Below are 12,614 nucleotides of genomic sequence, written 5' to 3'. Positions count from 1 at the left end.
TGCAACTCCGTCGCACCAACTTTCAGCGCCGAAAGTCGAAAAGCGTACCCAATTCTGCGTACCGATTTGTGCCAACTTGCGGTCGGCTAGGCCAGTAAGCACCCGCTGACAAGCCGTTAGAAATCAGGAAGATGGCTTGACCCAGCCCCGTGAGACGGGTGCGTTGCGCTCAGGCGTGCGCCGGTAGGCATCAATCTGCGCGTTCAATTGCGCGACCTCGGCTTCGAGGGTGCGGATGCGCTGGCGCAGTTGATCCGCTTCGTTTTGCGTCTGCTGGCGCACCGCATCGTTCTGCAAACGCAGAAAGCGCTCCGTACCTGCCAGCGCGCTGGCCGCCCCTTCCAAGCGGGTCACGGTCTCCATGGTCTGCTCCAGGCGCTCGAGGGTCGCATCAGTCAACTTGGGCGGTACGGTGGGCGCGGTGGCAAGCGCCTCGCCAAGACGGCGCTCCAAGTCGGCCATGGCAGCCTGCAATTGCCGATTGCGCGCAGCTTCGTGCTCTAGGGCGCGCTCGGCCACCTCGGCGCGAATGCGCGCTTCCATCCATTCGGCGCCTGCACCGGGCGCGCCAATGGCGCGCGAGGCGATGCGGTTTCGCTCATCACGTGACGAAAGCGTACCCGTTTCTGCGTGAGCCAACGGGATCGGCCACGTCTCAACCGCGTCCGCGGCAACACCGTTTGCAACCGGTCCGCGCCCCTGCGCGCGGTCTACCGCCTTCTGCAACGTCGTATTGCTCGGACGTCGGCGCACTCCCGCCTCCGCCAACCACTGTACGTAACGCCGAACGCCGTAAACACGACGTGTCACGGCCTGAACGGCTTCGATTACCTCATCCAAGAACACCGCGTTGTCGTGCGGGAAGGCGATATCCAACCTCCGGATCGCTTCAACGATCCGCTGCTGCTGCTCAGCCGAGAAATGGAGACCGGGGCGTGCCATAAGAGCTATCAGGTGTTATTACAGTGTACATCAAGGGTTAAAAACATCAAATACCTCGATAAATGCTTCATTATTTATTTATTGCCTAACTGTAGTTGCAGTCGAGTTCTGACTCGTCGGCGTGGCCTTCCGACATCAAATCTGCTCATTTCGGCGGACGTTGGATGATGACGCGCGCGGCTCTGCGTGGCGTCGCCGACCCTGTCAGCCAACGCAGAAACGGGTACGCTCCCTGCATTGACAAGCTCTGAGCCGTCGAAAATTGAGGCAAAAAAAAGCGCCCTATTGGGCGCTTTCCGATGAGCAAAACTGTGGCGGAACTACAGTAAGGCGACGTCCAGGCCGAAACGGCTCTTCAGTGCCTCAACCAACGATTCCCGTGCGCCACGATCTCCTAGCTTCACATCGAGCATCACGCGGCCGGAATCCCATTCCTTAATTGTGCCTAGAAGATCACCTTCAGCACTTCGAATCTTGTACTGGCGGCTGACTTCCTTGACCTTTCGGGTGCGCCCTTCCTGAGCCACTTTGCGGATCTGCTCCACATCGCGGCTCGATAGCCCCTCTTCCAGCACGCGATGCACGAGCTCACGCGTGCGGTCTTCGCCGGCGCTCTTGAAATACAGCGTCAGTTCATATCCGGTCGCGATACCGATGCCAGCCGGGCGCTCCTTCATGACTTCGAGTACCGATTCCGGCAGCTTCAACAGTGCCAACGTCTTATTGACCGTTCCTGCAGAGACACCGGTAATCTCACAAATATCTTCTTCTTTTTTAACTTTTCCTTCATCTAGTAACTGCCGCCACGCGATAGCGTTGTCCAGCACGGATTGCCCGGAACGCTGCTCGTTCAAGACGAAGGACAGCCGGTAGAAATCGATGTCTGACAGGCCGTCTTCGATGAAGCAGTCCATCTCGACCTTCCCCGCAGCGGCCAAGGCGCGCTTACGGTAATGGCCATCGATCAGAACATACCAGCCTGGCCGCGCCGGATCTGGCGCCGCCAACCCTGGCGTCTGCTGACCGTGCGTAGCGATGGATGCCGCCCGTTCCTGAACGATCTGCGGATCGTAGATGCGACGGGCGTTGAGCGGATTTTCCTGCAGCCGTTCAAGCGGAACCTTGATCACCCGGCGTTCGGAAGTATTCGCAGGTGAGGGACTTTCAGCGCTGAAAGCGGGATCTGAGGCGGCTTGCCCGAGCAGACCGCGGGGGTGAGAGGTAATCGCTTTTTCTGCCAATGCAAAGCGATCGACCGGTGTCGTTTTGGTCTTTTCTGCGGCAATGCCGGCCAGCATACCGTCTTTGAGCGATTTCAACTTCGCGCTCATACACGTTCCTCCTGCAACAACTGCAACACCTCGTCGATCAAGGTGTCGACTTCACTCACGGCTTCCCGGGCACCAGACACCCCGTGCACCGTCGCCCCGATCGCTTGGCACTCCCGAAATGCAGAGCGCGAGCCGATCATGGATTCCATCAAAGGAATATCACTATCATCACCAAGAATTTCAATTGCTTGCTTCGCGAGCGAAACGCGCCGCTGAACCATGTTCGCCAGCACGCGAATACGCAGCGTTTCGTTGGTGACTTGAGCCTGCTGCGCAAGCGCTTTGGCAGCCACGGCAGCCCACAAATCCGGCGGCGACGGCACAACGGGGATCAATGCAATATCGGAGATAAGCAACGCGCTTGATGACGACGGCGAGTGGACCGCCGGCGGGCAATCGACCACGATGTAATCGTAATCCGCCACAAACTTGCGGACCTCTCGATGCATGGCGCCACCAGAGGGGGCTAGGCCGATCACCGAAGCCGGAAAGGGCTTGTCTTCCGGCGCTTGAGCGGCCCACCGTGTGGCCGTTCCTTGCTCGTCCATATCGACGAGCAGCGTCTTACTCCCTCGCAAACCAAGGGTTCCGGCGATGTGCATGCTGACCGTGGTCTTGCCGCATCCGCCTTTCTGATTGAATACCGTTACGATCTTGGCGCTCACTGGGCCTCCACTTTCAGCGCTGAAAGTCAGCAGCGCTCATCTTAGGGAAGACCGCAAGAAAACACAAGATCGATAAAATTCAATTTATACAAAACGCATCGCTGAGAGGGGCGGGCGATGTCTAGAACAGGCGATTTTCAATTCACCTAAATTGAGATGTAAATGCGGTCTTTAGCGCATAACTTCATGCGTTCAACCCTGCATTTACGGGCTTCATAGGTGTTTACCAGTGAGATGCATAAAAGCGACATTTCGGAAAAATGCCGCCCATCGACACTGTGGCTCAAACTGGTTATGATGCTTAGACAGTCGTCTGAAGACTTTGTCTACGCAAGATTCGGAATCAGCCGGTTCTTCGTGCGATGTCCGGATCGGCTGGACGACGTGTTTTTTGTTTTTTAAAGGAATTTTTGCATGGCCACGGGTACTGTCAAATGGTTTAACGAAACCAAAGGCTTCGGCTTCATCACTCCGGACGGCGGCGGCGCAGATCTGTTCGCGCACTTCTCCGAAATTCAGGGTTCGGGCTTCAAGACCCTGAAGGACGGCCAGAAGGTCACCTTCGAGGTGAAGCAAGGCCCGAAGGGTCTGCAAGCCTCGGCGATCAAGCCGGAATAAGTTTCGGGCTGATCGCCTGAGATGAAAAAGGGGAGCTTCTGCTCCCCTTTCTTTTTGTCTGCCGCTTCCGCTCTGCTTCAGGCCAACTTCCGTACGCTGGTGCGCGACGGCTGCAGAATCAGCGCCTTGGATGAATCAGCATCCACCTTCGCGTCCGGATAGACAACCAGCACGTCCTTCAGCGCCTTGCGGAACAACGCCCGGAATTTCCGCTCGCTTTCGGTCTCGGTGCCGAACTGCATCTGCAGCGCTTCCCAAGGGATCTCTGTACGCTTCTGGATCGTAAAGAAGCGGTATGTCAGCCACGAATACACATCCAGCGCAAACGGCGACTGTTTGAGCGCCTTTAACGCACGCATATCCACCGGCACAGGCCGATTCACGAGCTCATTGAAGAACGGCTCGGACAGCACCACGAAGCTCTCGAACATCGAGCCCTGACCCGGCTGCATCGGATCCCACCAGGTCGATAGCTGATCTGCCAGCAAGTAGCCGATGCGATCGATCGACAGCGGTTCCTGGTTCTGATTCTGGCTGCTGGGCGCCGATTTGTTCTGCACGATAGCAATCGTGGCAGAGAAGAGGCGAATCATCTGCTGGCGCACCAGCGTCATGGTGCCCCGCTTGCCGCCCGTGGCCATCGGGATGCCCAGGTTGTACATGAACTCGGACAACGAGTTGCCCAAGGAAATGCGCCGATCTTCCACTGTGCCCTGGAATTCGCCGCGTTTCTTTTTGGCCATGATCTCTTTGCCGATCCAGGCCAGCATCAGGCGCGGATACGAACCATAGGGATAGCCAAAGGAGACGGTCTCGGAGACGATGCGCTGCCGGCCGTTGCTCGCCCGCTCGGAACGCTGTTGCGTGAAGTAGCCGGGCTGAATCATCAGCGAGATGTTACCGCTCGAGCGGGTCCAGACCGGCGGTGCACCTTTGGGAGCCCGATAGGGCAGGGTGACCTGCACACTGGCACGACTGAGAAAGCCGACTTCGCCGCTCTGCCAAGCGTCTTCGCGCTCCATCGCCTGCGCTTCGTCGAACAGGCGCTGAAACTTCTCTGGCGCGGCAATGACTTGCCCTCCCGAGGGGACGATGATGCGGCCGGGCGAATTGTCGTCCGGTTTCCCATTGGGTGTGAGGCGTTTGGTGACCATGGTGGGCAAGAATTGTTCAGAGCCTTTGTACTAAAACGCCTTCGCCTTGTCACGCAGAATTGGGTACGTTTTCTTATTTTTACTCGTTGTCGCGGGAAGGGCATCGGTGGGCAACCGTTAAGGTTGTCCACGGAAGACCTTTCCTCACTACAAGCTATATATACCTTCTACGTTTACTACAGGTAAACCGTATACGCGGCCCGCAAAGCCTTGCCAGCATTGGGTTCAGTGGGGTAAACCGAACCAGATTCTGCGAGGGGGCGAACCAGATTCTGCGCAATGGCGTACCCGCTTCTGCGCGAAACCGTACCCGCTTCTGCGCATTGGGCGTACCGGAATCTGCGGGGACAACATCATGTTATCCACAGTGTTATCCACAGAAAACAGGGGGTTGGACTGGGCGTTTCGATGTGTTTCCGCTCGTGCGTACCCGTTTCTGCGGCCGATTTGGCTATTCTGGGGGCTCGCGCGGGCTGGCAGCCACCGAAGCGTACCTGTTTCTGCGTGAGTAAGGGCAAATTCCGCGTGTACCTGCGTACCCAAATCTGCGCGTGCTACGAGGCTCGTGATTTTCTTGTCCCAACGCTTACAACATTTCAGCGAAAGCGAGTGCACGCTTCGAGCCGTCGGACTTGGCAGTATGCGTACCTGTTTCTGCGTGGCGGTTCGCCAGCTGCGTGCGGCTGCATTTCAACGAGCCTTCGCCCCGGACTGGCGAATTCTGAACTTTCATCGCTGAAACCAACACGAGAGGATGCCGTTTGCTGGGGCCTCGTGGCTCCGCGTTCTGATCCCCGTACCTGTTTCTGCGGGTAAAAAGCCTTATTGGCCAAGGGCTTGGCGAGGGGGCCTGCAGATAAAGCGTACCCGTTTCTGCGCGATGCTCCGCAGAAACGGGTACGGCAGATCCAAAACCGTTCCCGCAGAAACGGGTTCGCTTTGAGTCGCCGCGTGGCGCCGTCATGCACAGAAACGGGTACGGTGCGCACTTCAATGGCGCAGAAACGGGTACGCCTTTGCGCTTCATCCTGCGCCCCTGCTCCTGCAGAAGCTTGTACCCATTTCTGCGGAGGCAAGCGCAGAAATGGGTACGCCAATCGCTAAGCACGCCGCATGGCTCCGGGTTTTCGCAGAAACGGGTACGGTTTGTTGGCCGGGCCCGGCCTCCCGCTGCCGAGGCGATGCGTCTTGCCGGGCGAGTGCACACGCCCGGCGTTTCGGGCATCATGCGCATCCCGCGCGCCGGCCTGGCACTTGGCTGGCGCGTTTTCCATCATTCGATTCGCATGAACAGTATTTCGACCGCGTCGCCTTGGGGCGCCGGAATCTTGCTAACAGTAGCCTCGCCCCGTGGTGGGCGTGCATCGGGGGAGCCGCGCGCAAGACAGCGCTGGCCGGCGATGACACTTCACAACAAGAGGAGACAACCTGAATGACCTGGCTCGCGCGCACCTTCAAGCTCGAGGAACACCAGACCAACGTTCGCACGGAAGTGCTCGCGGGGCTGACGACGTTCCTCACGATGGCGTACATCATCTTCGTCAACCCGAACATCCTGGCTGACGCGGGCATGCCGCACGACGCGGTGTTTGTCGCCACCTGCATTGCCGCGGCGATCGGCACGATCATCATGGGGATGTACGCGAACTACCCGATCGCGATGGCGCCGGGCATGGGCCTGAACGCCTACTTTGCGTACGCGGTGGTCAAGGGCATGGGCTTTACGTGGCAGGCGGCGCTGGGCGCGGTGTTCATTTCCGGCTGCCTGTTCCTGCTGGTGAGCGTGTTTCGCGTTCGCGAGATGATCGTCAACGGGATTCCGCATTCGATTCGCGTGGCGATTACGGCCGGCATCGGGCTGTTCCTGGGCATCGTGTCGCTGCGCGGCGCCGGGCTGATCGTCGGGAATCCGGCGACGCTGGTGACGCTGGGCGACGTGCACCAGCCTTCGGTCATCCTGGCGGTGATCGGCTTCTTCTTGATCGTGGCACTTGACCATCTGCGCGTGAAAGGCGCCATCCTGATCGGCATTCTGGCCGTGACGGCAGCGAGCTTCTTCTTTGCGGGCAACACCTTCCACGGCGTGGTGTCGATGCCGCCGTCGCTCGCGCCTACGCTGATGCAGCTCGACATCATGGGCGCGCTGTCGGTGGGCATTCTGAACGTGGTGCTGGTGTTCTTCCTGGTGGAGCTGTTTGACGCAACCGGCACTCTGATGGGCGTGGCCAACCGCGCGGGCCTGCTCAAGCAGGGCAAGATGGACCGCCTGAACAAGGCGCTGCTGGCCGACAGCACGGCCATCATGGCGGGCTCGCTGCTGGGCACCTCGTCGACCACCGCCTATATCGAAAGCGCTTCGGGTGTGCAGGCCGGCGGCCGTACGGGGCTGACGGCGCTGACGGTGGCGGTGCTATTCCTGCTTTGTCTATTCTTCTCGCCGCTGGCTGGCGTGGTGCCGGCTTACGCGACGGCGCCCGCGCTGCTGTATGTGTCGTGCCTGATGTTGCGCGAACTGGTGGACCTGAACTGGGAAGACACCACCGAAGCGGTGCCGGCCGTGCTGACGGCGTTGATGATGCCGTTCACGTATTCGATCGCCAACGGCGTCGCGTTCGGCTTCATCACGTACTCGGGGCTGAAGCTGTTCACGGGGCGCATGCGCGAGGTGCCAATCATCGTGTGGATCATCTCAGCGGTGTTCCTGTTCCGCTTCTTCTATCTGTCGGGCGGGCACTGAGCGCCGGGGTCTTCATGCAACGCACAATGAACGCGGACTCTCGGGTCCGCGTTTTTTTGGGAGCATTTGCGCCAAAGCGTACCCGTTTCTGCGTGCGATTTCAGGGCCGAGCGTACCCGTTTCTGCGTGCCATCGTCGGCGATCCAGCGGCCGAGCGTACCCAATTCTGCGGACGACGTAAGCGACAACTGTCGCGCGAATCGTGCCAACAATTGCTTTCGACAAGGCGTGAATATGGCATCCGCGCAGGCGGTGCGTACCCGTTTCTGCGCGATGTATGGAGGAATGTCAGGCGGACGGCAGGGCCAGTTTGCGGGCTGCTTCGGCAATGCTGGCGGCCAGATCGGCTTCACGTGCGCGTACGGCGACGCTCGGCAGGGCGGTCAGGCCAAGCGCATGGGCGACGTCCGCTGCGGCCTCACCTGCGGCGAGCCGTTCGCGCAAATGAGCGCCGCGCACGCCGCGCAACGAAGCATTCGCCAGGCGGGCGGCCGCATCGGCGTGGCCCGTGGCGCGAGCGTACTCAGCGGCTTCGCCGAGCATGGCCTTGACGATGAGCAGCAGTTGCGAACGCGAAGCGATGCCCTTGCGCTCGCCGAAGTCGCGACGCAGGGCAGGCGAGTCGATGATGGTGCCGTCCGCGCGTCGCGGCGAGCGCTTGCGCACCGACAGCAGCAGCGGCGTGGCTTCATTCGGTAGCGGCAACGGTGACAGGCCAAAGGCCGTACGGTATTCGCGCAGCGCAGACATCAACGCATCGCATGGCAGCCAGCGCTGTGAGCGGCCTGTGCCGATCGCCAACAGCCAGACCGACGCCGGCAGCAGTGCGTCGGATGTTGCGTGCTCGGCCGGCACGGCGTGCAGCGCCAAGTCGCCCATGCGTGCAGACACCAGCTCCGATACACGCATGCCCGCCTGTGCGAGCAGCACGGCGAGGAAGTGGTCGCGCGCTTGACGCAAGCGCGCTTCACGGCCCAAGGCGACACGGGCGCGAACGGCATCGATCATCAATGCCATGTCGGACGCGCCGAGTGCAGTGCCCGGTTCGGGTGTTGCGACGGACCTCGTTGCAGGCGCGCTTGGCGCCGGCACGGTAATGACCATCGCATCGTCATCGAGAAACGGGTTCACGCGCAGATAGCCCGCACGCTGCAGCCAGCCGCAGAGGTTCGCCGCGATGATGCCGCTCTGCCGTGTGGAGCGCGCCGAGAGCGGGCCCCGCAACGGCGTCCAGTTGGCATCGTCGCGTTCAATGCCGCGCGCACTGATCGCCCAAGCGGGCGGTTCTTGCAAAAAGCGCAGATAGGCCGACGCGTCGTCGCGCGCCCAGCTTGCGATCGGCTTACCGAATGTGCGCGCGTACCAGCACACACGCTCGGCTTCCACGCGGTACTGCGACAGCGTGGAAGCGCTCACCGCGCGGGCGCCAGACGCCCGCGCAGCGAGCCACGCCTGCACGCGTTCGCGCTCTTGCGCGAAAGCCTGCAGATCGGCCTGGGAAGCGGCGTTATCGGGAAGGGGCACGGCATCGGCCGGGCGCGGTTCGAGCATGCGGAGCGTGTGTGGTGCACGAAGACAAAACAGATCGCGCAAGTATAGCGACCCGTATTCAAGCCCAGGCCGCGAGACCGGATTGGAGTGGTCATTCAACCGCTGTGGGCACGCGCCATGCTCAATGCGGGAACGTCGCTTCGTGTGTCGGACGCTTCCGACAAAACGATCGGAACCGGTTCGATAGGCGCGCCTGGATGTGCGCGGCTATCGTCGGTTCCACAAGTCGGCAACAACGTACACGGGCATGCGATGTATGCCGCCCGTTCATGACAGGACTCTCCCTCCGAGGTGGAAGAATGAAGATACAGATCAGGAAGATCGTCGCCGTGCTGGCGCTGGGTTCGTTGGGTGTGCTTGCCGGATGCGGCGGCGGTGACGACGACATCGGGCAGATCATCGGCACCAGCTCGCCGCAATACCGCACGGTGCACGCCAACCCGTTCATCGGCAACGTTGACTTTGGTGTGAACGGCACCACAAAGATCACCAATGTCGGTTTCAAGAACGTCAGCAACTATTTCGGAATTGACGCGACGGCGAGCACGGCCACGGTGTCGAACACGGGCAGCAGCACGCCGCTGGCCTCGACCGGCTTCACGCCCGCAAATGGCCACCGCTACACGGCACTCGCCATCGTGGGTGCCAACGGATCAGCGACGAGCCTGGCGCTTATCGATGACCCCTATAACAAGTCCATCCTCTCAGACAAGGCGCGCGTGCGCACCTTCAACGCTTCGTACAACGCCCCCAACGTCGACGTCTACGTGACCGCACCGAACGTGGATCTCTCGGCCATTGCCCCGACCATGAGCGGTGCCGCGTATGGCGGCGCGGCGCCCGCCAGCACGCAGGATTCGATCTACGTCGATGGCGGCACGTACCAGGTGCGCGTGGCGACGGCGGGGACGAAAAACGTCATCTTCACGTCGCAGCCGTTCAGCCTGGCCAACAACGCCGACTGGCTGATCACCACGTTGCCGGCCGGCGGCGTCGGTGCCGTGACGCCCAACGCCATTCGCGTGCTCGTGGCCCAGGCCAACGGCGCTTCGCAAACGGCTTCTGAATTACCCTCGCAGTAACTTCGTTCCACGCCCTATGATGCGGTGCTGCGGCACCGCATTTTTTTCGGTCACCTCGGGAATGAAAACTGCTAACGAAAGGCGCAATGAGTGAATCCGTAACGGGCTGGTCCGCACCCGTGCGCGCCGCGCGCGAGGCGCGTACCGCACTGGCCGCAAGGAAGCAGGTTGATGTGTTCTGGGTAGACGATCCGTTGACGGGAACACGTCTGCACGTAAGCGCCGGGGCGCAGACGTGGGGCGTGCAGCCCGATTCCTTGTGCGGCGTCCGTGACCGCTGGCTTGTCCATGTGCATCCGGATGATCATCTCGCGCTGCGTGCCGCCTGGGAGGGCTTGGCGCGCGGGCAGGAGTTCGTGCTCGAGTACCGCTGGCTCGGCGTCGACCACGGCGAAGCTCGCGAATACCGCGTTCGCGAACGCGGCTACCTCATGCCAAGCCTCGACGGAGCATCCGCCCATGCCGTGGGCGTGATTGAAGACGTGACGCAGGGCCAGCAGACCCTGGCAGCGCTCACCGAGTCGGAGTTCCAGTTGCAATGGCTGACCGAAAGCGTGCCGTTTCCGCTGGTGCAGATCGACCCTGAGCACCGCGTGCGCTTTGCCAACCGCGCTTACGCACAACGCTTTGGCTTGCGGTCTGAAGACGTTCTGGGTCGGCATCTGCGCGAACTGATGGGCGAGGCGGCGTATGCGCGCGTCCTGTCGCACTTGAACGACGCATTCGCAGGGCAGCGCGTCGAGTTTGAAATGGAATTGCAGTATCCGGCCGATGTTGGCCGCCGCTTTGTGCACGCCGCGTATTCGCCGCAGCATGGGCCAGACGGTAGCGTACAGGCGCTCGTTTGCGTGGTGGAAGACATCACCGAGCGCAAGGAGGCCGAGCACGAGCGCTTTCGCCATCAGCGCGAATTCGTCACGCTGGTGGAGAACGCGCCGGACGTGATTGCGCGGCTTGATCGCGAACTGCGCTGCGTGTATGTCAACCGCGCCGTAACCGAAGCGTTTGGCGTGACGCCTCCCGTGATGATCGGCCAGACGCTGGCGGCATCGTCCCTTTCCGCCGAGGTCACGCGCCCGCTGGAGGACGCCGCCCGCCGTGCGTTCGTCCTGGGCACCGAACAGACACTTGCGTTGCATCTGGCCGTACAGGAGGGGCGCCCGCGCATTGCGCATTACAACGCGCGCGTCATTCCGGAAGCAGATCGGAATGGCACGATGGAATCGGCGCTGCTCATCATCTACGACGTGACAGAGCGCACTGAGGCTGAGCGCGAGCGCGATGCGCTGTTGCTGCGCGAACAGGCCGCGCGCGCGCAGGCGGAGGCCGCAGCGCTTGCGCGCGATGAGTTCCTGGCGGTGGTGTCGCATGAACTGCGCTCGCCGCTCAATGGCATCCAGAATTGGGCGTATGTACTGGAGAGCCAGATCGCGGGCGGCGCGCCGCTCATGCAGCGGGCGCTGGCAGGCATCAAGACCGGCGTCGAGCAACAGGTGCGCTTGATCGAAGACCTGCTGGATGCCACGCGCGTGATGAGCGGCAAGCTGCGGCTGACACGCGAGCCATTCGTGCTGCGCGCGGCGCTGGAGAGCGCGCTCAACAGCGTGCACGCGCTGGCCGCCGAGCGCCACATCACCCTGCACACCTCCATCGAACTGGACGATCACGAGATTGACGGCGATGCCGATCGTGTCGAGCAGATCGTGTGGAACCTGCTGACCAATGCCATCAAGTTCACGCAGGAAGGTGGCGAGGTGTGGTTGTCGGCCGATCTGCTGGGCGAGGTGGCGCGCATTGTGGTGCGCGATAACGGCCGCGGGATTGCGCCGGCGTTCTTGCCGTATCTGTTTGATCCATTCCGGCAGGCTGACGGCGCGCATACACGGCGCACAGGCGGTCTCGGTCTAGGTCTGGCCCTGGTCAAACGGTTGACCGAGTTGCACGGCGGACGCGTGTATGCGCGCAGCGAGGGCGTCCAGCAAGGCGCCACGTTTACCGTGTATCTGCCGCTGCATGCCGGCGCCGATCTGATCGCGCCGCTGGCTGAAGACCCAGAACGCACCGGGCCCCTGCCATCGCTGGCGGGTCTGCGCGTACTGCTGGTCGATGATCAGGAAGATGCGCGCGATGCGCTGGCCACACTGCTGACGCAGGTCGGTGCCGAAGTCGGTAGCGTGGGCTCCGGGCACGAGACCATGGCGTTGCTCGAAGTCTGGAGCGCACGAGGCGAGGCAGGCCGCCCCCAAGCGGTGGTGTGCGACATCGCGCTGCCCGATGAAGACGGTTACGCGATCCTGCAGAGAATTCGTGCGTGGGAACACGAACACCTGCCCGGCGGCGCTGCGCCAATGGCGGCCATTGCACTGACCGCATTTGCGCAGCCGCACGATCGCGCTCGGGCGCTGGCCACGGGTTTTCAAGAACACCTGATCAAGCCGGTGTCGCCGTACGATCTGGTGCGCACGTTGCGCATGCTTGCCATGCCTGTTTCCGCAAAGCCATAGCGCCCCGGCACAACTTTTGCGCAGAGAACG

Annotated in this window: 9 protein-coding genes; 4 read left to right on the top strand and 5 right to left on the bottom strand. The window is 61.5% G+C overall.

Annotation, left to right across the window (positions count from 1 at the left end; translation table 11 throughout):
- Positions 1-123: 123 nt before the first annotated feature.
- The 3 genes from NG898_RS20045 to NG898_RS20035 form a co-directional block, all read right to left on the bottom strand.
- A complete protein-coding gene (locus tag NG898_RS20045) occupies positions 124-942 on the bottom strand; it encodes a DNA-binding protein (RefSeq protein ID WP_315862502.1) in 819 nt (272 codons plus the stop codon).
- A 320-nt stretch (positions 943-1,262) separates the two neighbouring features.
- The gene (locus tag NG898_RS20040; protein ID WP_252694059.1) at positions 1,263-2,273 is read right to left on the bottom strand and encodes a ParB/RepB/Spo0J family partition protein; all 1,011 of its coding nucleotides are present in this window, start codon (positions 2,271-2,273) and stop codon (positions 1,263-1,265) included.
- Positions 2,270-2,938: an AAA family ATPase gene (locus NG898_RS20035; protein WP_252694058.1), complete on the bottom strand. Its 669-nt coding sequence runs from the start codon at positions 2,936-2,938 to the stop codon at positions 2,270-2,272. The genes NG898_RS20040 and NG898_RS20035 overlap by 4 nt, the downstream gene beginning before the upstream one ends.
- A gap of 414 nt (positions 2,939-3,352) precedes the next feature.
- Between NG898_RS20035 and NG898_RS20030 the strand changes: the two genes are divergently transcribed.
- Complete coding sequence (locus NG898_RS20030) at positions 3,353-3,556, top strand: cold-shock protein (RefSeq protein ID WP_004632415.1); 204 nt, start codon at positions 3,353-3,355, stop codon at positions 3,554-3,556.
- A gap of 77 nt (positions 3,557-3,633) precedes the next feature.
- Here the strand turns inward: NG898_RS20030 and NG898_RS20025 are convergent, their stop codons facing one another.
- A complete protein-coding gene (locus NG898_RS20025) occupies positions 3,634-4,710 on the bottom strand; it encodes a replication protein RepA (protein WP_004632417.1) in 1,077 nt (358 codons plus the stop codon).
- A 1,432-nt stretch (positions 4,711-6,142) separates the two neighbouring features.
- On the opposite strand from NG898_RS20025, the gene NG898_RS20020 reads away from it, so the two are divergent.
- On the top strand, positions 6,143-7,447 hold the full coding sequence (locus tag NG898_RS20020) for an NCS2 family permease (protein ID WP_252694057.1): 1,305 nt from the start codon (positions 6,143-6,145) through the stop codon (positions 7,445-7,447).
- A gap of 288 nt (positions 7,448-7,735) precedes the next feature.
- Here the strand turns inward: NG898_RS20020 and NG898_RS20015 are convergent, their stop codons facing one another.
- Complete coding sequence (locus NG898_RS20015; protein ID WP_252694056.1) at positions 7,736-8,998, bottom strand: site-specific integrase; 1,263 nt, start codon at positions 8,996-8,998, stop codon at positions 7,736-7,738.
- A gap of 299 nt (positions 8,999-9,297) precedes the next feature.
- Between NG898_RS20015 and NG898_RS20010 the strand changes: the two genes are divergently transcribed.
- A complete protein-coding gene (locus NG898_RS20010; RefSeq protein ID WP_252694055.1) occupies positions 9,298-10,080 on the top strand; it encodes a DUF4397 domain-containing protein in 783 nt (260 codons plus the stop codon).
- A gap of 86 nt (positions 10,081-10,166) precedes the next feature.
- A complete protein-coding gene (locus NG898_RS20005; protein ID WP_252694054.1) occupies positions 10,167-12,584 on the top strand; it encodes a hybrid sensor histidine kinase/response regulator in 2,418 nt (805 codons plus the stop codon).
- Positions 12,585-12,614: the final 30 nt, after the last annotated feature.

The sequence above is a fragment of the Ralstonia mojiangensis genome (assembly GCF_023955645.1).
Classification (GTDB): Bacteria; Pseudomonadota; Gammaproteobacteria; order Burkholderiales; family Burkholderiaceae; genus Ralstonia; species Ralstonia mojiangensis.
Note: the sequence above shows the minus strand (reverse complement) of the source record. Positions and strands in the feature narration are given on the sequence as shown.